Genomic DNA, 20,925 nt, shown 5'->3' on the forward strand with positions numbered 1-20,925 from the left:
GTAGCGGTCGAGAGGTGAACGGGTGCGCGTGATGGGTGTGGACCCGGGACTGACGCGATGTGGTTTCGGCATCGTGGACACCGGTCGCGGGCGCGAGGTCGCTGCCGTCGCAGTGGATGTCATCCGCACACCTCCCGAGATGGACCTGCCGTCCCGGCTGCTGTGCATCTCCACGGCTGCCGAGGAGTGGCTCGACCGCTTCGAACCAGAGGTCGTCGCCGTCGAGCGGGTGTTCTCCCAGCACAACGTCCGTACCGCGATGGGCACCGCCCAGGCGGGGGGAGTGGTGGCGCTCTCCGCCGCCCGGCGCGGCATCCCGGTGGCCTTCCACACCCCGAGCCAGGTCAAGTCCGCCGTGACCGGAAACGGCTCGGCCGACAAGAAGCAGGTCACGGCGATGGTCACCAAGATCCTGGGCCTCGCCGCCGCCCCGAAGCCCGCGGACGCCGCGGACGCCCTCGCCCTGGCGATCTGCCACTGCTGGCGTGCGCCCATGCTCGCGCGCATGGCCGCCGCCGAAGCCGCCGCGGCCGAACAGAAACGACGGTACGAGGCGCGGCTGCGGGAACAGGCCGCCGCGCGGAAGGCAGGTGCACGGTGATCGCCTCGGTGCGCGGGGAAGTGCTCGAGATCGCCCTCGACCACGTCGTCATCGAATCCGCGGGGGTCGGCTACCGGATCCACGCCACGCCCGCCACCCTCGCCACGCTCCGTCGTGGCGAGGACACCCGCCTGGTCACGGCGATGATCGTGCGCGAGGACTCGATGACGCTGTACGGGTTCCCCGATCCCGACGCCCGGGACCTGTTCGGGTTGCTGCAGACGGTCTCCGGTGTCGGACCCCGACTCGCGATGGCCACCCTCGCGGTGCTCGATCCGGACTCGTTGCGTGCGGCCCTCGCCGACGGCAACACCGCTGCCCTGACCCGGGTCCCGGGCATCGGCAAACGCGGCGCCGAACGCATGGTCGTCGAACTACGGGACAAGGTGGCGGCGTACGCCGGCGCCTCCGCCCCGACGGCGGTGGTCGGCTCACCGATGCGGGACCAGGTGGTCGAGGCTCTCGTCGGGCTCGGTTTCCCCGTCAAGCAGGCGGAACAGTCCACCGACACGGTTCTCGCAGGTGACCCGCACGCCGATACCTCGACCGCGCTGCGGTCGGCGCTGGCTCTGCTGGGCAAGAGCCGATGATCGAGGACTTTCCCACCGAGGGAGCCTCGGACGAGGCTCCGATGACCGCCGAGTACACCGCCGGCGACGGCGACGTCGAGGCGAGTCTGCGGCCCAAGAATCTCGACGACTTCATCGGCCAGCCCCGGGTGCGGGAACAGCTGCAGCTGGTGCTGCGCGGGGCGAAGCTGCGCGGCGGCACCCCCGACCACATCCTGCTGTCCGGCCCACCGGGCCTGGGCAAGACGTCGATGGCCATGATCATCGCCGCCGAACTCGGGTCGTCGCTGCGGCTGACGTCGGGCCCCGCCCTGGAACGGGCCGGCGACCTGGCCGCGATGCTGTCCAACCTCGTCGAGGGGGACGTGCTGTTCATCGACGAGATCCACCGCATCGCGCGTCCCGCCGAGGAGATGCTGTACCTGGCGATGGAGGACTTCCGCGTCGACGTCGTCGTCGGCAAGGGTCCGGGTGCGACGTCGATCCCCCTCGAGGTGGCCCCGTTCACCCTCGTCGGAGCCACGACCCGTTCCGGGGCGCTGACCGGCCCGCTGCGCGACCGGTTCGGCTTCACCGCGCACATGGACTTCTACGAACCGGCGGAGCTACAGCAGATCCTGCTCCGCTCGGCCCGCATCCTCGGCATCGACCTGGGCGAGGAGGCGAGCGCCGAGATCGCCGGCCGTTCCCGCGGCACCCCGCGCATCGCCAACCGGCTGCTGCGACGGGTCCGCGACTACGCCGAGGTCCGCGCCGACGGCGTCATCACCCGCGAGATCGCCCGGGCCGCCCTCGCCGTCTACGACGTCGATGCGCTCGGCCTGGACCGACTCGACCGGGCCGTGCTGGGCGCGCTCGTCCGAAGTTTCGGGGGCGGACCGGTGGGCGTGTCCACCCTCGCGGTAGCCGTCGGTGAGGAGCCCGGCACCGTCGAGGAGGTGTGCGAGCCGTTTCTGGTGCGGGCGGGCATGATCGCGCGTACCCCGCGCGGGCGGGTCGCGACCCAGGCGGCGTGGCTGCAACTCGGGCTGACCCCGCCGCCGGAGGCCGCAACCGGCGGCATCGAGGTGCGGGCCCGCGAACCGCAGCCCGGCCTGTTCGACGACGACTGACCGCTCCGCCACCGGCGCCGGTACAGCAGCCGCGCCGGTAATGGCACACTGGTCTACTGCGCCGGTCCGCGACGACCGGCGCCCGATGCCGGACGACTTCGAGGACTGACTTCAACGATGGAACTGCTCTTCCCGCTGCTGATCCTTGCCCTGCTGGTGCCGACCTTCCTCGGCATCCGGCGCCAGAAGAAGGAGATGCAGAAGACCGCGGAACTGCAGGATGCGTTGCAGGTCGGCGACCGGGTGATGACCACGGCGGGACTGCACGCCACCATCACCGCGCTCACCGACACCACCGTGGAGCTCGAGATCGCACCCGGCGTGGTGACCACCTGGGCCCGGGTCGTGGTCCGTGAGCGGATCACCGATCAAGGCTCGGCGGACGAGACCGGTGGACTCTCGCTCGACAAGGGCGACGACACCGAGCCGCCGGCCGGGCGGCCGACCGAGCACTGAAGAACCGAGCACTGAAGAACCGAGCACCGAACAACCGAGCACCGAAGAACCGAGCACCGAACGGCCGGACTCTGCCCGGTCGACATCCCGGCCGATGTGCGGGCCGGGCGGGGGCCGCGCCCGACGGGTGCGATGGCCCCGTGACCAGCGCATCACTCACTCGCATCGAGGAGACTGACAGACCGTGGCACCTTCCAACGGATCGGTGCATCCAGTTCGCTCCCTCGCCCTGTTCGGGGCGATCCTGGTGGCGCTGTATGCACTGATCTTCTTCACCGGGGACAAATCGGCGACGCCGAAGCTCGGCATCGACCTGCAGGGCGGCACCCGAGTAACCCTCACCGCCCGCACCCCGGACGGCAGTGCGCCCAGCCAGGACAGTCTCCGGCAGGCCCAGCAGATCATCGAGACCCGCGTGAACGGTCTCGGGGTGTCCGGTTCCGAGGTCGTCATCGACGGGGACAACCTGGTGATCACGGTGCCCGGCGACGACAGCTCGCAGGCCCGGACCCTCGGTCAGACCGCGCGCCTGTACATCCGGCCCGTGATCGGCCAGCCCATTGCGAGCGCGAACTCCGCTCAGCCCGCGCCCGCGGACTCCCCGGCTCCCGTTCCCGGGACGCCGGCACCCGGCGCCGCGACGCCCGCCCCGGAACCGGCCGCACCGGAACCGCAAGGCCGGCCGTTCCCGGCGCAGGATCCCACCGACACCCCGACCCCCGACACCCCGACCCCCGACAGCCCGGAGACCGACACCCCGGCACCCGCCACGGACACCCCGGCCCCCGCTCCCGCGGAGGACCTCGACCCGCAGGCCCGGGCGGCCGCGGACATCGCGGCGGCGAAGGAGACGCGGCAGAGCGAGGACCCGGCCGTCCTGCAGGAGGCGATGGCCAACTTGGACTGCTCGGCCGCCGACCCGCTTGCCGGCAACGACGATCCGGCCAAGCCGCTGGTGGCCTGCTCCACCGACGGCACCGCCGTCTATCTGCTCGGCCCGAGCATCATCGACGGTCAGCAGATCACCGACGCGTCCGCCGGCTACAACTCCCAGCAGTCCCGCTACGAGGTCAGCCTGACGTTCGACTCCGAGGGCAGCAGCACCTGGGCGCAGTTCACCGCCGCCAACATCGGCCAGCAGGCTGCGTTCGTCCTCGACTCCAAGGTGGTCAGTGCGCCCGTCATCCAGGGCGCCACCCCCGCCGGAAGCGCAACCTCCATCACCGGCAACTTCAGCAACACCGAGGCCACCGAGCTCGCCAACACCCTCAAGTACGGCTCGCTGCCCCTGTCCTTCGCGGCGTCGGAGGCCGAGACGGTGTCCGCAACCCTCGGTCTGGCGTCCCTCGAGGCCGGGCTGATCGCCGGCGTCGTCGGACTGCTCCTGGTGCTGATCTACAGCCTCGTGTACTACCGCATGCTCGGGGTACTCGTCGCGCTGTCGCTGGTGCTGTCCGGCCTCGCCGTGTACGCGGTGATGGTGCTGCTCGGCCGCTACATCAACTTCACCCTCGATCTCGCGGGCATCGCCGGCCTGATCATCGGTATCGGCATGACCGCCGATTCGTTCGTGGTCTTCTTCGAACGCATCAAGGACGAGATCCGTGAAGGACGCAGCTTCCGCTCCGCCGTGCCCCGCGGCTGGGCGCGGGCCCGCCGGACCATCCTGTCCGGCAACGCCGTGAGCTTCATCGCGGCCGCGGTGCTCTACATCCTCGCGGTCGGCCAGGTCCGTGGCTTCGCGTTCACGCTGGGTCTGACCACCATCCTCGACGTCGTGGTCGTGTTCCTCGTGACCTGGCCGCTGGTGCACCTCGCGTCGAAGTCGAAGTTCTGGTCCAAGCCGAGCGTGAACGGTCTCGGCGCCATTCAGCAGGTCGCCCGTGAGCGCCAGCTCGCGGCTGCCTCGGCGAAGGAGGCGTGACGATGACCGACACCACCACGACCGCACCCCGGCACAGCACCCTCTCGCGCCTCTACACCGGCACGGGCGCGTTCGAGATCGTCGGCCGCCGCAAGTTCTACTATCTGCTCACCGGCGCCATCGTGCTGGTGGCGCTGCTGAGCATGCTGATCCGCGGTTTCACCTGGGGCATCGACTTCGAGGGCGGCACCCGCATCCAGCTCCCGGCCGCCGAGGGCGTCACCACCGAACAGGTGGAGACGGTGTACTCCGACACCCTCGGCGCGGAACCCGAATCGGTGCAGACCGTCGGGTCCGGCGCCGGCGCCTCCATCCAGATCCGGTCGGAAGCCCTCGACCTGGAACAGGTCCGGGCGCTGCAGAACGCGCTCTACGACGAGTTCCAGCCCACCGGGCCCGACGGCGTGCCGTCGCGCGACGCGATCAGCGTCGCCGACGTCAGCGAGACGTGGGGCGGACAGATCACCCAGAAGGCCCTCATCGCACTCGCGGTGTTCCTGGTGCTCGTCAGCATCTACATCGCGGTGCGCTACGAGCGGGACATGGCACTCGCGGCGCTGGCCGCGCTGTTCTTCGACATGATCGTGACCGCGGGGGTGTACTCCCTCGTCGGCTTCGAGGTCACCCCGGCCACCGTCATCGGCCTGCTCACCATCCTCGGCTTCTCGCTGTACGACTCCGTGGTGGTGTTCGACAAGGTCGAGGAGAACACCCGCGGCATTCTGCACCTGCATCGACGGACCTACGCCGAGCAGGCCAACCTCGCCGTCAACCAGACCCTCATGCGGTCGATCAACACCACCGTCATCTCGGTGCTGCCGGTGCTCGCGCTGATGGTGATCGCGGTGTGGCTGCTCGGCGTCGGCACCCTCAAGGACCTCGCCCTCGTCCAGCTGGTCGGCATCGTGGTCGGCGCCTACTCGTCGATCTTCTTCGCGACGCCGCTGCTGGTGACGCTCAAGGAGTGGCGCGGGCCGGTGGCGGCGCACACCCGCAAAGTGCTGGCCAAGCGCGACGCCGCGCAGTCGCGTTCGGTGCCGTCCGGTGAGAAGACCGTCGGCGCGCACGCCGCTGCGGCACCGATGTCCGTGACCGAGCGCGGCGCGGTGGCCACGACGGCGGGTGCCGGTGCTCCCCGGGTGGCCGAACGCACCCCCAGACCGGGGGTCCGCCCCACCGGGAAGCGCGCCAAGAGAAGGCACTGACATGTCGGCACCCGAGCACACCCGGCGCCGCCGGTCGGTCCGCGCGGCACTTGCGGCGACGGCTGCTGCAGCAGCACTCGCCGCGACGATCGTGGCCTGCGGCACGACGGAGGAGTCTCTGCCCTCCATCGGGTACGCACTCGACAACACGGTCACCACCTACAACGCCAACACCGTCGACGGCGCCGCCTCGGGAGCCCGGCAGGCCCTGGCCCGTGTGCTGCCCGGGTTCGGCTACGTCGATCCGGCCGGCCAGGTGATCTCCGACACCGACATCGGGACGGCCACCGTCGTCGCGCAGGACCCGCTGACCGTCCAGTACCGGCTGTCCCCGGACTCCGTGTACTCGGACGGGGTGCCGATGTCGTGCGACGACCTGGTGCTGACCTGGGCGGCCGCCAGTGGGCGATTCACCGCTCCCGACGCGTCGGGAGCAGCGGAGAACCTGTTTGCCGCCGCGCGACGCTCGGGTTATGTCGACATCGAACGGATCGACTGCCAGACCGGATCCAAGGACGCCACCGTCGTCTTCCGCGCAGGCCGCGCCTACGCCGACTGGCGGGCCCTGTTCGGCGCCACCGAACTGATGCCTGCGCACGTCGCGGCCCGCGTCTCGGGGGTGCCCGACGTGGTCGCCGCAATCGGCGGCGGCGACGTCGAGGCGCTGCGCCGGCTCGCCGACTTCTGGAACACGGGATGGAACCTGACCCCGGGCGCGGTGGATCTGTCGCTGCTGCCGGCCTCGGGTCCCTACCGGATCGAGTCGTTCACCGTCGAGGACGGACTCGTCCTCGTCGCGAACGAGCGCTGGTGGGGCAACAAGCCCGGCACCGACCGGATCGTGGTGTGGCCGCGCGGCACCGACGCCGCCGCAGCCGCCTCCGACGGCCGCGTCCACGTCGTCGACGCCGCCACCGGAGCCCTGGACCTGTCGCTCGGCGACGACGCGGAAACGACGGACACGGCCTCGCGCAACGTCGAACAGCTCGTGCTGGGCACCGAGGGCGGGAGCCTCGGCGCCCCCGCCGCGCGCCGGGCGTTCGCGCTGTGCGTGCCCCGGTCGCAGTTGTTCGACGAGTTCGGCCGGGTCGGGGACGTCCCCGCCACCGGTCTCGGTTCCGGGACCACCTCGTCGCGGCTGCTGCCCGCCGACTCGCCCCTGTACCCGGGTGTGTCCGGGCCCGCGGCCCGCTACGACGAGGCGGACACGACCGCGGCGCAGGCCGAGCTCGCCGCGGCCGGGACGGACCGCATCACCGTGCGGATCGGGTACCTCGGTCCCGACCCGCGCCGCGCCCGCACCGTCGAACTGATCGCCCAGTCCTGTCGCGAGGCCGGCATCGAGGTGGTCGACGCCGCCTCCGACACGTTCACGCCGTCGCAGCTCGCGGCGGGTCAGGTCGACGCCGTACTGGCCGGGACCGCCGCCGCCGCGGGCGCGGGCGGCACGGCCGACATGCAGGACGCCCGCGGTTCCCTCAACTCCGCCGCCGGCGCCAACGTCGGTCGCTTCGCCGATGCCCGAGTCGACCGGATCCTCGATGCCCTCGCCGTGACCACCGACGACGCCACGATTTCCGGCCTGGTCGGCGAGGCCGAGACGATCCTGTGGACCGAGATGCCGACCCTGCCGCTGTACGCGCAGCCCCGGGAGACGACCTTCGCCGGCGGCCTTCGTGCCGCCGTCGTCAACGCCAGCGCCGCCGGTGCGGGCTGGAACATGGACAGGTGGATCCTCAACCGATGAGCAGCCTTCCCGCCGGAGCGCACGCGCTGATGGACCGTGCCGCCACAGCGGTCACCGCCCACACCCGCTGGGTCGACGACTTCCCGACACCCGGGGTCCGCTTCGCCGACCTGACCCCGGTCTTCGCCGACGGCGAGGCGTTCGGGGCGGTGATCGCGGCGCTGGCCGCCACCGCACCCGATGCGGAACTGGTGGCCGGGGTCGACGCCCGCGGCTTCCTGCTCGGCGGCGGGATCGCCCACGCACTGGGCACCGGCGTCCTCGCGGTGCGCAAGGCCGGCAAGCTGCCCCCGCCGGTGAACACCCGCGAGTACTCGCTCGAGTACGGCACCGCGGCGATCGAGATTCCGCAGGATTCGGTTCGGCTGCGCGGCCGACGGGTACTCGTCGTCGACGACGTGCTGGCGACCGGCGGCACCCTCTCGGCGACGGCGGAGTTGCTCGACGCGGCCGGCGCTCTCGTCGTCGCGGTGGCCGTGGTCACCGAGATCGAGGTTCTCGGCGGGCGCGCGCGGCTGGAAAAGTACCCGGTGACGTCATTGGTCCGGCTCTGAGAGCTAGAGTTGGCGCAGGTGCCGGTGGTTCCGGACGACGAGGAATGCGCGACGGTACGCCCGGTGTGCATCGGCGACGGGAGGTGTGGGCATGACCCAGAATCTTGATCGGTCCCAGAACTCCGGTCCGACCCCGACCTCGGCATCCACCTCGGCGTCCCGCCGGGTGCGGGCCAGGCTGGCGCGCCGCATCACCGGGCAGCGCAGCACCAACCTCAAGCCGGTGCTCGAGCCGCTGGTCACGATCCATCGCGAGCTGTACCCGAAAGCCGACCTGTCGGAGCTGCAGCGCGCCTACGACGTGGCGGAGGAGCGGCACGCGTCGCAGAAGCGCAAGTCCGGTGACCCGTACATCACCCACCCCCTCGCGGTCGCGACGATCCTCGCCGAACTCGGCATGGACACCACGACGCTGATCGCGGCGCTGCTGCACGACACCGTCGAGGACACCGGCTACAGCCTCGAACAACTCACCGCCGAGTTCGGCGAGGAGGTCGCCCACCTCGTCGACGGTGTCACCAAACTGGACAAGGTGGTGCTCGGCACCGCGGCCGAGGGCGAGACCATCCGCAAGATGATCATCGCGATGGCACGCGACCCCCGGGTCCTGGTGATCAAGGTCGCCGATCGACTGCACAACATGCGCACCATGCGCTTCCTGCCGCCGGAGAAGCAGGCCCGCAAGGCACGCGAGACCCTCGAGGTGATCGCTCCGCTCGCGCACCGTCTCGGCATGGCCACGGTCAAGTGGGAACTCGAGGACCTGTCCTTCGCGATCCTGCATCCGAAGAAGTACGAAGAGATCGTCCGGCTCGTCGCCACCCGGGCGCCGTCGCGCGACACCTACCTGGCCAAGGTCCGCGCGGAGATCAACTCGACGCTCTCGGCGTCGCGGATCGAGGCCACCGTCGAGGGCCGGCCGAAGCACTACTGGTCGATCTACCAGAAGATGATCGTCAAGGGCCGCGACTTCGACGACATCCACGACCTGGTCGGCGTGCGAATCCTGTGCAACGAGATCCGCGACTGCTACGCCGCAGTGGGTGTCGTGCACTCGCTGTGGCAGCCGATGGCAGGCCGCTTCAAGGACTACATCGCCCAGCCGCGGTTCGGGGTGTACCAGTCGCTGCACACCACGGTGATCGGCCCCGAGGGCAAGCCGCTCGAGGTGCAGATCCGGACCCGGGAGATGCACCGCACCGCCGAGTTCGGCATCGCCGCGCACTGGCGGTACAAGGAGACCAAGGGCAAGCACTCGGGCGACGCCGCCGAACTCGACGACATGGCGTGGATGCGGCAGTTGCTCGACTGGCAGCGTGAGGCCGCCGACCCCGGCGAGTTCCTCGAGTCGCTGCGTTACGACCTCGCGGTGAAGGAGATCTTCGTCTTCACCCCCAAGGGGGACGTGATCACGTTGCCGTCCGGGTCGACCCCGGTGGACTTCGCGTACGCCGTGCACACCGAGGTGGGGCACCGCTGCATCGGCGCACGGGTCAACGGCCGGCTCGTCGCGCTCGAGCGCAAACTCGAGAACGGCGAGGTCGTCGAGGTCTTCACTTCCAAGGATCCCAACGCCGGGCCGAGCCGCGACTGGCAGTCCTTCGTGGTCTCGCCGCGTGCGAAGGCCAAGATCCGGCAGTGGTTCGCGAAGGAACGCCGCGAGGAGGCGCTCGAGACCGGCAAGGACGCCATCGGCAAGGAGGTCAAGCGCGTCGGGTTGCCGCTGCAGCGCCTGATGAACGCGGACCTGATGCAGGCGGTGGCAAAGGAACTGCGGTACGCCGACGTATCGGCGCTCTACACCGCGGTCGGGGAGCACCATGTCTCGGCGCACCACGTCGTGCAGCGTCTCGTCGCGCTCCTCGGCGGGGTCGGTGGGGTCGAGGAGGAACTCGCGGAGCGGGCCACGCCGTCGTCCATTCCGACCCGGTCCCGGCAGAGCGGCGACTCCGGCATCCTCGTGCCCGGCGCCCCGGGCACGGTGTCGAAACTGGCCAAGTGCTGCACCCCGGTACCCGGCGACGAGATCATGGGCTTCGTCACCCGTACCGGCTCGGTGAGCGTGCACCGCACCGACTGCACCAACGCCGGATCCCTGCAGCAGCAGGCCGAGCGGATCATCGACGTCGAGTGGGCACCGTCGCCGTCGTCGGTGTTCCTCGTGGCCATCCAGATCGAGGCGCTGGACCGGCACCGGCTGCTCTCGGATGTCACGAAGGCCCTCGCCGACGAGAAGGTGAACATCCTGTCGGCGTCGGTGACCACGACGGGCGACCGGGTCGCGGTGAGCCGCTTCACCTTCGAGATGGGAGACCCCAAGCATCTGGGCCACGTCCTCAACGTCGTCCGCAACGTGGAGGGCGTCTACGACGTGTACAGGGTGACCTCCGCGGCGTAGGCCGGTTCCGGGGCCGCGCCGGTCGCGTCTCATCCCACGTCGGTGATGACGAGCGGAGCGAGGGGGCGCCCGCCGCCGAGCGGGCTCGAGCCGTCGTTGCCGGCCGCGGCGACCTCCTCGAGCACCGGCAGGCCCGGTTCGGCGACGGTACCGAACACCGAGTACTGCGGATGGAGCAGCGAGTCGCCGAAGACGAGCAGGAACTGGCTGCCGTTGCTGTCCCGGTGCCCGGCGCCTGCCATCGCGACGGTGCCGCGTGGATACACGACCGGGGCGGGCAGATAGCCGTTCTCCCCGCGGACGACCGTGACGGGGTACTCGTCGGCGAACGTGTAGCCGGGCCCGCCCACCCCGGATCCGCTCGGATCGCCGCACCGGAGCATCTGCATGCCCGGTTCGTCCGTCACGTGATGACACTGCGTCCCGTCGAAGAAGCCCTGCCGCGCGAGACCGGCGAAGCTGTGCACCGCGCACGGGGCTGCGGCGCGCTCGAGAACCAACGGGACCGGTCCCGCGGAGGTCGTCAGCGTGAGCTCCACCGTTCCGGTCGCAGGCACGGACGTCGATCCGGGCATGGTCGCCGTCCGCGCCGCCGGTCCGGCGGCAGGATACGTGCAGGTGACCGTGGCGGCACCCGGTTCGGGACGCGGCGGCAGAGCGGCATAGGCGGACGGGTCGAACCCGGCGGGCCCGGCGACCGTAGCGGTCGTCGTCGCCCGCAGCGCGGCAGGGGCGGGCGCGGTCGCGGACGCGGCACACGCTGCGGTCGCGAGTGCCACGGCCACGCTCAGGGCCGCACGCACAGCGATGGAGGTACCAGAGGTCACAGACACGGCACAGTAGACGATCCCGTCACAAACCGACAGACCCCTGCCCGCGGCGGGGACGCGAACGCCCCGCTCACCGGCGGGTGGGCGGGGCGTTGCGGAACGCGCCGGGTCAGGCCGTGCGGACGGCGGTCAGCGTCGTCGTCGCGGCCGGTGGGCCGTCGGGTCCGCCGCCGTCCACCCCGGCCGCGGCGATCTCGTCGAGCGTCGCCAGGCCGGTCTCGTCGATGGTGCCGAACACGGTGTACTGCGGCGGCAGGATCGAGTCGCCGTACACCAGGAAGAACTGGCTGCCGTTGGTGCCGGGGCCGGCGTTGGCCATCGCGAGCGTGCCCCGCGGGTAGACCATCGGATTCTGCGCCTGTGGATCTCCGGGCGCGTACTGGTCGGTGGGGAACTCGTTGGCGAACTCGTAGCCCGGTCCACCGGTGCCCGTGGCGGTGGGATCGCCGCACTGCAGCACCGACAGCGTCGGGTCGGTGGTCAGGCGGTGGCAGTCGGTGTCGTCGAAATATCCCTGCGACGCGAGCGACAGGAAACTGTTGACGGTGCACGGGGACAGCTCGCCCCGGAGAGTCAGGCCGATGTCGCCCTGGGTGGTGGTGACGGTGACGCCGGTGTCGGTGGTGGGGACATTCTCGGCGCGCGGCGGCTGCGCCGGCTTCGCGGCCGTCCGTCCGTCCGACGGGTACGCGCAGCTCACCGTCTCGGGCAGCGGCTCGGCACGCTGGACGGGCAAGGCGGGGAAGTCGGACAGCGACGGGGCGGACGTCGGCGCCGCGGCGCTCGTCGCGGTCGCGGACCCGCCGTCCGGATCGTCCGAGCACCCCGCGAGCAGCAGCGCCACGCCCACTCCGGCCACGGCCGTCCGGGCGACGACGGATCGAGTACGAGTCATCAGTCCATCCTGACACTGGTCAGCGAGATCGGCTGGGCCGGCGCGCCGTCCTGGCCGCCGCCCTCGACCCCGCCCGCGGCGACCTTGTCGAGGGTCGCGAGGCCGGTCTCGTCGATGGTGCCGAACACGGTGTACTGCGGCGGCAGGACCGAGTCGCCGTACACGAGGAAGAACTGGCTGCCGTTGGTGTCGGCGCCGGCGTTGGCCATCGCGACGGTCCCGCGGGGATAGGTCAACGGCTGCGTGGCCGCCGGATCCTCGGGTGCGTACTGGTCGGTGGGGAACTCGTTGGCGAACTGGTAGCCGGGACCGCCGGCCCCGGTGCCGGTGGGGTCGCCGCACTGCAGCACGGCCAGCGTGTCGGACGTGGTCAGGCGGTGGCAGGCGGTGTCGTCGAAGTACCCCTGCGACGCCAGCGACAGGAAGTTGTTGACCGTGCACGGGGAGGTGTCGTTCTGCAGGACCAGCCCGATGTTGCCCTGGGTGGTCTCCACGCTGACGCTGATGTCGGTGTTGCCCTCCCCGGTGGTGAGGATGCCGTCCGTGCGGGGCGGCTGCACGGGCCTGGCGGGCTCACCGGCGGCCGGATAGGCACAGGTCACGGATTCGGGCAACGGTTCGGACCGGGCCGCCGGCAGCGCTCCGAACTCCGGCGGCGCCGGCTCGGTCGTCTCCGACGCCGCGGTCGAGTCCGCGCCGTCGTCGCGGGTGAGCATCCAGACACCGACGCCGGCCGCGACGACCGCGACCACACCGAGCGCGGACAGGCCGATGGTGAGCTGGCGGCGCTTGCGCGCCCGCTGGGCCCGTCGTTCGAGCTGCCGCTCGAGTTTGCGTTTGGCGGCCTGGCGCCGCTGTGCGTTACTCGGCACTGCAGTAGTCCTCCCGTAACCGATCGTCGTTGCCGGATCCATCGTCGCCGCTGGCCCCCGGCTCGAGCCGGATCGAGTCTGCCACCCCAACCTGAGAGCCGGTCGCCGGGGAGCCCGGCCTAGGCTGTAGGAGCCACACCGAGGCCCACACCGTAGGAGCGATGCCCGTGCTCGTCACCGGATTCCCCGCCGGGATGTTCCAGACGAACTGCTACATCCTCGCGCAGGACGACGCCGAGGACTGCGTCGTCGTCGACCCCGGACAGGATGCCGCCGAGCCCCTCGCGGACTTTCTGACCCGGTCCGGGTTGACGCCGCGCGCGGTGCTGCTCACCCACGGGCATCTCGACCACATCTGGTCGGCGCAGGCCGTCGCCGACCGCTACGACATCCCGGCCTACATCCATCCCGAGGACCGCTACATGCTGACCGATCCCGGTCGCGGTATCGGCCCGACGCTGAAGCCGTTCCTCGAAGGCGCCGAATTCACCGAGCCGCGCACCGTGATCGAACTGGCCGACGGCGATCAGGTCGAGCACGCCGGCATCCGGTTCGTCGTCGATCACACCCCGGGGCACACCCAGGGTTCGGTGGTGCTGCGCACCCACGCGACGACCGCCGACGGCGACGACGTCGAGATCGCCCTCACCGGCGACACCCTGTTCCAGGGTTCGATCGGCCGCACCGATCTGCCGGGCGGCGACCACGAACAGCTGCTCGCCTCCATCGCGGCGAAACTGCTCGTGCGCGACGACTCCACCGCGATCCTGCCCGGACACGGCCCGACCAGCACCATCGGTCAGGAGCGGACGTCGAACCCCTTTCTGGCCGGGCTGACCGGCTCCCGCTGACCCGGCCTCCCGACCCACCGACGAGAGAAAGCAGCGACAGTTGAGCAAGCCCTCCACGTTCTCGGCGCCCAAGGGTGTACCCGATTACGTCCCGCCGCAGTCGGCGGAGTTCGTCGCCGTGCGCGACGGCTTGACCCGCGCGGCGCGGCTGGCCGGCTACGGGCACATCGAGCTGCCGATCTTCGAGGACACCGGGCTGTTCGCGCGCGGCGTCGGCGAGTCCACGGACGTCGTGAGCAAGGAGATGTACACCTTCGCCGATCGCGGCGACCGGTCCGTCACGTTGCGGCCGGAAGGGACCGCCGGGGTGATGCGGGCGGTGATCGAGCACGGCCTCGACCGTGGCCAGCTGCCCGTCAAGCTGAGCTACTCGGGCCCCTTCTTCCGGTACGAACGTCCCCAGGCCGGGCGGTACCGTCAGCTGCAGCAGGTGGGGGTCGAGGCGATCGGCGTCGACGACCCCGCCCTCGACGCCGAGGTCGTCGCCGTGGCCGACGCCGGATTCCGCAGCCTCGGCCTCGACGGATTCCGCCTCGAGATCACCTCCCTCGGCGACGAGACGTGCCGCCCCCAGTACCGGGAATTGTTGCAGCAGTTCCTGTTCGGGTTGGACCTGGACGAGGAGACCCGCCGGCGCGCCGAGATCAACCCGCTGCGGGTCCTCGACGACAAGCGCCCCCACGTGCGGGAGATGACGGCCGACGCCCCGCTCATGCTCGACCACCTCTCCGACACGGCCAAGGCGCACTTCGACGAGGTGCTCTCGCACCTCGACGCGCTCGGCGTGCGCTACACGATCAACCCGCGCATGGTGCGCGGCCTCGACTACTACACGAAGACCACCTTCGAGTTCGTCCACGACGGCCTCGGCGCCCAGTCCGGGATCGGCGGCGGCGGACGCTACGACGGCCTGATGGCTCAGCTCGGCGGGCAGCCCCTCTCGGGCATCGGGTTCGGTCTCGGGATCGATCGCACGGTGCTCGCCCTCGCCGCCGAGGGCAAGAGCGCGGGCAGCCCCGCCCGCTGCGAGGTGTTCTGCGTGCCGATGGGCGACTCCGCCAAGTCGACGCTGGTCCCGATCGCCCATCGGCTGCGCGCCGCCGGCATCCGGGTGGACCTGGCGTACGGAGGGCGCGGCGTCAAGGGAGCGATGAAGGCCGCCGACCGCTCCGGAGCCGTCGTTGCCCTGGTCCTGGGGGAGCGAGAGCTCGAAGCCGGCGAAATCGTGGTCAAGGACCTGCGCACCGGCGAACAGCACACCGTGCCGCTCGACGACGTGGTCGCCCGGGTCGGGGACGTCGTTGCCGGCACCTGACCCGTCGGGACGTCCTGCGCCGACCCGTCTGGACCTGATCCCGGCGCGGGTGCTCGCACCCCGCGCTGGGAGGGTCGCGGCGTTCTCCCTCCTGATCGGCGTGGTGGCCGGTTTGCTGGTGTATCTGGTGGCCAGCCCGCTGGTCGCGGTCGTGTCCGGGATGATCGTCGGGGTGCCGCCGGCAGTGGGCGCCCTGGCGGTGCTGCGCCGGCGCCGCTGGATCGACGGCACCACGATCACGGCGAAGGGGGCACTGCGCACCCGGCGGGTGCAGCTGCGCAACCTCGCCGGGGTCGAACTGGTGGTGTCGGCGCTGCGGGTCAGTCAGGTGGTGCTGCGGCTCAACGACGGCGACCGGATCGTGTCGGTCCCGCTGGCGTTGTACGCGAACGGCGGCTGCCGGGAGCTCGATGTGCTGGCGTTGCGCCGGCTCGCGGACGCGCTCGCGGCGAGTGAGCTGGCCTCGGCCGCGGCGATGTCGTCGGTACTGGTGGAGCAGCTGCGGGCGGAGGCCCGCGAAGCGGGACTGGAGCAACGGCCGCTGTACCGGGCGGTGTTGCTGGCCCGGGACGCCGGGCGCGTGCCGCAGACCACGCTCACCGATCACGAGGTGGCTTCGCTCGTCGAATGAGCGCACGCCGATTGGTGTGGCGGCACCCCGGGTATGCGGGGCGCATGATCTCGATGCACGCGGTGTTCGCCGCGCCGTTCCGGGCTGCCTCCGCGTTGCGCGGCGCCCGGGTGTTCCACCCGCACGGGGTGCTCTTCCAGGGGGAAGCGGAACTGGCGCCGGGCTGGTGGCCGCGCTCGGTCCCGGCCCGGGTACCGGTGACCGCCCGGTTGTCCGGTGCCGTGGGCACGCCCGACGGTGTGCCCGACATCCTCGGTCTGGCGCTGCGGTTCTCGCTCGAGAGCGGTCCGTGGGACATCCTGCTCGCCACGCTGCACGTGCCGACCAGGGCGGTGCTGCTGCCGGCGCGAGGCTGGTCGACGGCGCGGTACGGCTCCCTGATGGCGTATCGCACGAACGTCGATCTCGCGCCGCGGTGGATCTTCGCGTTCCCCGAGGGGGAGCAGCCGGCGTCGACGTCTGTGCGGGAACTGGCTCGGCGCGGCGGGCCGCTGGTGTTCTCGTTGCACGTGGCGTCGGCCCGCGGGCGGCTCGTGCCGGCCGGGCGCGTCACGCTCGAGAGCGAGGTACGCGCCTCCGACGAGGCGCAACCGTCGTTCGACCCGGTGCTCAACCACCCGGCCTCGGTCGACCTGTGGCCACGGTGGCTCGTGTCGTTCCGTCGCGACGCCTACCAGGGCAGCCGCGCGGGTCGCGGCGCGGCCGACGGGTCCGCGCGGAGCGATCTGCCCGACTCCGCCGCCGCTCCGTAACGCCGGACCGCTGGGGCGCCGGACCGCTGGGGCGCCGGACCGCTGGGGCGCCGGACCGCTGGGGCGCCGGAGCGCAGTAGCCGGGGGTGCGGAGCAACTCCACACCCCCGGCCTTCGTGAACCGGACCGGTAGCGGTCCGGCGACGTGTCAGCTGACGACGGCGTCGATCGTCTTCTTCAGGGCCGAGGGCTGCGCGGGGGAGCGGGGTGCCTTCTCCTTCAGTTCGAGCATCCGCGCCCCGATCTCCTGCAGCTTCTTGCGGCCGAGTGCCTCCCGCACCTTCGGGAACCACTCCTCTTCCTCCTCCTCGATGTGGTGCTCGACGTTCTCGATGAGGACCGTCGTCTTCGCGTCGAACCGCTCGGCACCGGGCTTCATCCCCGCCAGCTCCATCACCAGCACATCCGCGACGTGGTGCTCCTCGAACGACTCGAGGATGTCCGATTCGAGGTCGGGCAGGAGCGAGCGCACCTCGGGATACATGCCCTCGTTCTCGATGTAGGTGTGCACGGTCAGCAGTTCGATGATCCGTCCGACTATCCGACCCTTCTCCTCGTCGTCGTCCGCGCCGCGGAACTCGCGGAACAACGCGCGGATCTCCTTGTGGTCTTCCTTCAACAACACGATTGCGTCAGTGGACACCGGGCCTCCCGCCGAAGTGGTTCTCGAGTGCTCGCCCGTGCGGGGCGTGCGCTCCAGATACCCCGGCGGGAACCCGGTTACACCGATCCGGCCGACCGGTCAGGTGCTCTTGGGTGTCCGGTCGGCGGTGTCCCGGATGTGGGGTTCCTCGGCGACCTCGGCGGCGTGCCGCCGGCCGACGCCCACGTGCGCCTCCGCCCGCATGACCTCCACCATGTGCGGGTAGTGCAGCTCGAACGCGGGCCGCTCGGAGCGGATGCGCGGCAGCTCGTAGAAGTTGTGCCGCGGCGGCGGGCAGGTGGTCGCCCACTCGAGGGAGTTGCCGTAGCCCCACGGGTCGTCGACGGTGACGACCTGCCCGTACCGGTAGCTCTTGAACACGTTCCACAGGAACGGCAGCGTCGAGACGCCGAGGGTGAACGCCCCGATGGTGGAAATGGTGTTGAGCGTGGTGAATCCGTCCGACGGCAGGTAGTCGGCGTAGCGGCGCGGCATGCCCTCGTTGCCCAGCCAGTGCTGCACCAGGAACGTGGTGTGGAAGCCGACGAAGGTCAGCCAGAAGTGCCACTTGCCGAGGCGCTCGTCCATCAGCCGCCCGGTCATCTTCGGGAACCAGAAGTAGATGCCGGCGTAGGTGGCGAACACGATGGTGCCGAAGAGCACGTAGTGGAAGTGCGCGACGACGAAGTACGAGTCGTGGACATGGAAGTCGAGCGGCGGGCTGGCGAGGATGACGCCGGTCAGGCCACCGAACAGGAAGGTGATGATGAACCCGACCGAGAACAGCATCGGCGTCTCGAACGTCACCTGCCCCTTCCACATGGTGCCGATCCAGTTGAAGAACTTCACGCCGGTGGGCACCGCGATCAGGAACGTCATGAACGAGAAGTACGGCAGCAGCACGGCGCCGGTGGCATACATGTGGTGCGCCCAGACGGCCATCGACAGGGCACCGATCGCGAGGGTCGCGTAGACCAGGCCGGTGTAGCCGAAGATCGGCTTCCGGGAGAAGACCGGGATGACCTCGGAGATGATGCCGAAGAACGGCAGCGCGATGACGTACACCTCAGGGTGACCGAAGAACCAAAACAGATGCTGATACAAGAGCACCCCGCCGGTGGCCGGGTCGAAGATGTTCCCGCCCAGTACCCGATCGACCATCACCCCCATGAACGCGGCCGTCAGCAGGGGGAAGATCAGCAGGATCAGGATCATCGTGATGAAGATGTTCCAGGTGAAGATCGGCATCCGGAACATCGTCATGCCCGGGGCGCGCAGGCACACCACCGTGGTGATCATGTTGACCCCGCCGAGGATGGTGCCGAGACCGGCCACCGCGAGGCCGGTGAACCAGAGGTTGGCGCCGATGCCGGGGGTGTGCAGATCGTCCGCCAACGGAATGTACGACGTCCATCCGAAGTCCGGTGCACCGCCGGGAGTGATGAGGGAGGCGGCGACGACGGTTGCGCCGAACAGGTACAGCCAGTAGCTGAACGCGTTCAGACGGGGGAACGCGACGTCGGGCGCGCCGATCTGCAGCGGCAGGATGTAGTTCGCGAACCCGAACACGATCGGGGTCGCGTACATCAGCAGCATGATGCCGCCGTGCATCGTGAACAACTGGTTGTACTGCTCGTTGGACAGGAACTGCAGACCCGGGACGGCGAGCTCGCTGCGGATCAGCAGTGCCATCAGGCCGCCGATGAGGAAGAACGTGAACGACGTGACGATGTACATCAGACCGAGCATCTTCGGGTCGGTCGTGGTGACGAGTCGGTAGAACGTCGAACCCTTCGGCGCGTACCGCGGCGGGTACGGCCGGACGGCCTTCGTTTCGGTGACAACCATGGTGCCTCCTTGCGCTGCCCCGGGGCGGCGACGTCGCTGCGGCGCCGCGTGCTCCGTGAGGCCTCAGGGCATCCCGGAACCGCCGCGGCATCATGCGGTAGGTCGAGCGTAGCCGGACACAGCCGCGCACGGGAGGTTTTGCGTCGGCGGATTATGGCCCGGCGACGCGGAATTCGCGCCGGTTCCGGGAACAAACCCTTGCCTTCGTATGTTGTGAGTGGTACAAGAAAGGTGTAGCGGCAGACATAGATCGGCTGCTCTCCTCAACCGGCACGAAGAGAGTCTGTGGAGGTGGAAACGATGTTGATGCGCACCGATCCGTTCCGCGAGCTCGACCGCTTCGCGCAGCAGGTTCTCGGTACGGCGGCCCGGCCCGCGGTGATGCCCATGGACGCCTGGCGTGAGGGCGACAAGTTCGTCGTCGAGTTCGACCTGCCCGGTGTGGCCGAGGATTCGCTCGACCTCGACGTCGAACGGAACGTGCTGACGGTGCATGCAGAACGACCGGCGCGCGACCAGAGTCAGGAGATGGTCGCGGCCGAGCGTCCGCGCGGCGTGTTCAGCCGGCAGCTGTTCCTCGGGGAGAACCTCGACACCGACAACATCGAGGCGACGTACGACGCCGGTGTGCTGAGGCTGACGATCCCCGTGGCGGAGAAGGCCAAGCCGCGCAAGATCGAGATCGCGGTGGGCGACAAGAAGGCGATCGACGCCTGACCCACCGGTGTCCGCGGAGACAGTCATGGACGCACTCGACCTGATCGCCGAACCGCTCGTCGGGCCCGAAGAACCCGTCGACGGTGCGGACCTCGAGCTGCTCCTGCTCGAACTCGAGCTGGACATGCTCGAGGTGCCCCGGCCGCGATCGCCGGTGGACATCCCGGGATGCCGGGCCGCCGCAGTCCGGCCTCCGCGCGAGGCGGCATGCTCCCGGGGACCGCTCGGACGAGTCGGGACGCGAGCCCCGGGGGAAGTGGTGGCCACGCAGCGCTCTCCTCCGGGTCGTACCGGAAACGATCCCCGGAATCTCGTCGTGAAAGGACGGTGATGCGACGTCGCAGCAGTAGTGCGAGGCGCTGACGTGCGTGCCGCCCGCCCGGACGACAACCACGACGCGCCGAGCCGGTCACCGGCCCGCAGCCGGAACCGGTCGGCGCACCGCCGGTACTCGGCACACCCAGTGCGGGCCGCACCCGTTCATCGCCGACGCCCGGCGACCCTCTCCGTCGCGAGGTGGGTCGCCGGGCGTTCGCTCCTGTGGCCGCAGCGGTCCGTCGTGGGCGAACCCGCCGACGACGACACGAAGGAGGCGCAGCCGTGTCCGGCAGCGAACCCGATCTCTACGCGGTGCTGGACGTCTCCGATTCCGCCGGGCAGGCGGCGATCACGGCGGCCTTCCGCCGCAAGCTGCGCGCGCACCACCCCGACCTCCGCAACCCGGCCCTCCCGTACGGCCCGGACGAGGACGAGGAACTGCGCCGGATCGTCGAGGCGTATTCCGTCCTGCGCGACCCGGATCGTCGCGCGGAGTACGACCGTCGCCGCGCCGGCCCGGTCACCCGGTCCGCCGCGCGGTCCGTCCGCGTGACCGTGCACCGCCCGGACCCGACTCCCGCGGCCGATCCACCCATCCGGGCCGGACCCGTCCGCCGCCACCGGTGACCCCGCGACGCACGGGCGCGTCTCGCGGAGCCCGTCGCTCCCTCGCTCGGTCCGGCCGCA

At 70.5% G+C, this 20,925-nt stretch carries 21 protein-coding genes; 16 read left to right on the forward strand and 5 right to left on the reverse strand.

What is annotated here, in order from left to right; all coding sequences use genetic code 11:
- The first annotated feature begins 22 nt into the window (after window positions 1-22).
- The 9 genes from ruvC to ACWPQI_RS11070 all read left to right on the forward strand — a co-directional run bounded on the left by ruvC (window position 23) and on the right by ACWPQI_RS11070 (window position 10,566).
- Window positions 23-601, forward strand: coding sequence for a crossover junction endodeoxyribonuclease RuvC (ruvC, locus tag ACWPQI_RS11030; protein ID WP_017681352.1), 579 nt, complete (start codon window positions 23-25; stop codon window positions 599-601).
- Entirely contained in the window at window positions 598-1,191 is a 594-nt protein-coding gene (ruvA, locus tag ACWPQI_RS11035) for a Holliday junction branch migration protein RuvA (RefSeq protein WP_010596845.1), read from the forward strand. The genes ruvC and ruvA overlap by 4 nt, the downstream gene beginning before the upstream one ends.
- On the forward strand, window positions 1,188-2,282 hold the full coding sequence (ruvB, locus tag ACWPQI_RS11040; RefSeq protein ID WP_010596846.1) for a Holliday junction branch migration DNA helicase RuvB: 1,095 nt from the start codon (window positions 1,188-1,190) through the stop codon (window positions 2,280-2,282). Before ruvA ends, ruvB begins: the two co-directional genes overlap by 4 nt.
- A gap of 117 nt (window positions 2,283-2,399) precedes the next feature.
- Entirely contained in the window at window positions 2,400-2,738 is a 339-nt protein-coding gene (yajC, locus tag ACWPQI_RS11045; RefSeq protein ID WP_010596847.1) for a preprotein translocase subunit YajC, read from the forward strand.
- A 184-nt stretch (window positions 2,739-2,922) separates the two neighbouring features.
- The gene (gene secD / locus ACWPQI_RS11050) at window positions 2,923-4,662 is read left to right on the forward strand and encodes a protein translocase subunit SecD (RefSeq protein WP_474738800.1); all 1,740 of its coding nucleotides are present in this window, start codon (window positions 2,923-2,925) and stop codon (window positions 4,660-4,662) included.
- A gap of 2 nt (window positions 4,663-4,664) precedes the next feature.
- Window positions 4,665-5,867 carry a protein translocase subunit SecF gene (gene secF, locus ACWPQI_RS11055; protein WP_225223261.1) on the forward strand — a complete coding sequence of 401 codons (1,203 nt, stop codon included), beginning with the start codon at window positions 4,665-4,667 and terminating at the stop codon, window positions 5,865-5,867.
- Window position 5,868: 1 nt separating this feature from the next.
- Window positions 5,869-7,614 (forward strand): ABC transporter substrate-binding protein, encoded by a 1,746-nt coding sequence (locus tag ACWPQI_RS11060; protein WP_010596850.1) that lies wholly within the window; start codon window positions 5,869-5,871, stop codon window positions 7,612-7,614.
- The gene (locus ACWPQI_RS11065; protein ID WP_010596851.1) at window positions 7,611-8,168 is read left to right on the forward strand and encodes an adenine phosphoribosyltransferase; all 558 of its coding nucleotides are present in this window, start codon (window positions 7,611-7,613) and stop codon (window positions 8,166-8,168) included. The genes ACWPQI_RS11060 and ACWPQI_RS11065 overlap by 4 nt, the downstream gene beginning before the upstream one ends.
- 91 nt (window positions 8,169-8,259) lie before the next feature.
- Window positions 8,260-10,566: a RelA/SpoT family protein gene (locus ACWPQI_RS11070; protein ID WP_026137911.1), complete on the forward strand. Its 2,307-nt coding sequence runs from the start codon at window positions 8,260-8,262 to the stop codon at window positions 10,564-10,566.
- Between the two features lie 29 nt (window positions 10,567-10,595).
- Here the strand turns inward: ACWPQI_RS11070 and ACWPQI_RS11075 are convergent, their stop codons facing one another.
- The 3 genes from ACWPQI_RS11075 to ACWPQI_RS11085 all read right to left on the reverse strand — a co-directional run bounded on the left by ACWPQI_RS11075 (window position 10,596) and on the right by ACWPQI_RS11085 (window position 13,163).
- The gene (locus ACWPQI_RS11075; protein ID WP_228287157.1) at window positions 10,596-11,393 is read right to left on the reverse strand and encodes a peptidylprolyl isomerase; all 798 of its coding nucleotides are present in this window, start codon (window positions 11,391-11,393) and stop codon (window positions 10,596-10,598) included.
- A gap of 112 nt (window positions 11,394-11,505) precedes the next feature.
- Window positions 11,506-12,291: a peptidylprolyl isomerase gene (locus ACWPQI_RS11080; protein WP_010596855.1), complete on the reverse strand. Its 786-nt coding sequence runs from the start codon at window positions 12,289-12,291 to the stop codon at window positions 11,506-11,508.
- Window positions 12,291-13,163 carry a peptidylprolyl isomerase gene (locus ACWPQI_RS11085; protein WP_010596856.1) on the reverse strand — a complete coding sequence of 291 codons (873 nt, stop codon included), beginning with the start codon at window positions 13,161-13,163 and terminating at the stop codon, window positions 12,291-12,293. Before ACWPQI_RS11085 ends, ACWPQI_RS11080 begins: the two co-directional genes overlap by 1 nt.
- 167 nt (window positions 13,164-13,330) lie before the next feature.
- Between ACWPQI_RS11085 and ACWPQI_RS11090 the strand changes: the two genes are divergently transcribed.
- From ACWPQI_RS11090 to ACWPQI_RS11105, 4 genes are read left to right on the forward strand one after another with little or no spacing between them, the layout of a single operon-like run.
- Window positions 13,331-14,014 (forward strand): MBL fold metallo-hydrolase, encoded by a 684-nt coding sequence (locus ACWPQI_RS11090; protein WP_026137910.1) that lies wholly within the window; start codon window positions 13,331-13,333, stop codon window positions 14,012-14,014.
- A 40-nt stretch (window positions 14,015-14,054) separates the two neighbouring features.
- Window positions 14,055-15,329: a histidine--tRNA ligase gene (gene hisS / locus ACWPQI_RS11095; protein ID WP_017681347.1), complete on the forward strand. Its 1,275-nt coding sequence runs from the start codon at window positions 14,055-14,057 to the stop codon at window positions 15,327-15,329.
- Between the two features lie 49 nt (window positions 15,330-15,378).
- Window positions 15,379-15,960, forward strand: coding sequence for a hypothetical protein (locus ACWPQI_RS11100; protein ID WP_010596859.1), 582 nt, complete (start codon window positions 15,379-15,381; stop codon window positions 15,958-15,960).
- 44 nt (window positions 15,961-16,004) lie between these two features.
- Complete coding sequence (locus tag ACWPQI_RS11105) at window positions 16,005-16,712, forward strand: hypothetical protein (protein WP_010596860.1); 708 nt, start codon at window positions 16,005-16,007, stop codon at window positions 16,710-16,712.
- 148 nt (window positions 16,713-16,860) lie between these two features.
- Here the strand turns inward: ACWPQI_RS11105 and ACWPQI_RS11110 are convergent, their stop codons facing one another.
- Together ACWPQI_RS11110 and ctaD are read right to left on the reverse strand one after the other, a co-directional pair.
- On the reverse strand, window positions 16,861-17,355 hold the full coding sequence (locus ACWPQI_RS11110) for a hemerythrin domain-containing protein (RefSeq protein ID WP_017681345.1): 495 nt from the start codon (window positions 17,353-17,355) through the stop codon (window positions 16,861-16,863).
- Between the two features lie 99 nt (window positions 17,356-17,454).
- Entirely contained in the window at window positions 17,455-19,203 is a 1,749-nt protein-coding gene (gene ctaD, locus ACWPQI_RS11115) for an aa3-type cytochrome oxidase subunit I (RefSeq protein WP_017681344.1), read from the reverse strand.
- A 300-nt stretch (window positions 19,204-19,503) separates the two neighbouring features.
- On the opposite strand from ctaD, the gene ACWPQI_RS11120 reads away from it, so the two are divergent.
- The 3 genes from ACWPQI_RS11120 (at window position 19,504) to ACWPQI_RS11130 (ending at window position 20,865) form a co-directional block, all read left to right on the forward strand.
- The gene (locus ACWPQI_RS11120) at window positions 19,504-19,920 is read left to right on the forward strand and encodes an Hsp20/alpha crystallin family protein (protein ID WP_010595223.1); all 417 of its coding nucleotides are present in this window, start codon (window positions 19,504-19,506) and stop codon (window positions 19,918-19,920) included.
- A 25-nt stretch (window positions 19,921-19,945) separates the two neighbouring features.
- On the forward strand, window positions 19,946-20,251 hold the full coding sequence (locus ACWPQI_RS11125; RefSeq protein WP_010595222.1) for a hypothetical protein: 306 nt from the start codon (window positions 19,946-19,948) through the stop codon (window positions 20,249-20,251).
- A gap of 269 nt (window positions 20,252-20,520) precedes the next feature.
- Window positions 20,521-20,865 carry a DnaJ domain-containing protein gene (locus ACWPQI_RS11130; protein ID WP_048774317.1) on the forward strand — a complete coding sequence of 115 codons (345 nt, stop codon included), beginning with the start codon at window positions 20,521-20,523 and terminating at the stop codon, window positions 20,863-20,865.
- Window positions 20,866-20,925 lie beyond the last annotated feature (60 nt).

The organism is Rhodococcus sp. LMD (assembly GCF_056108245.1).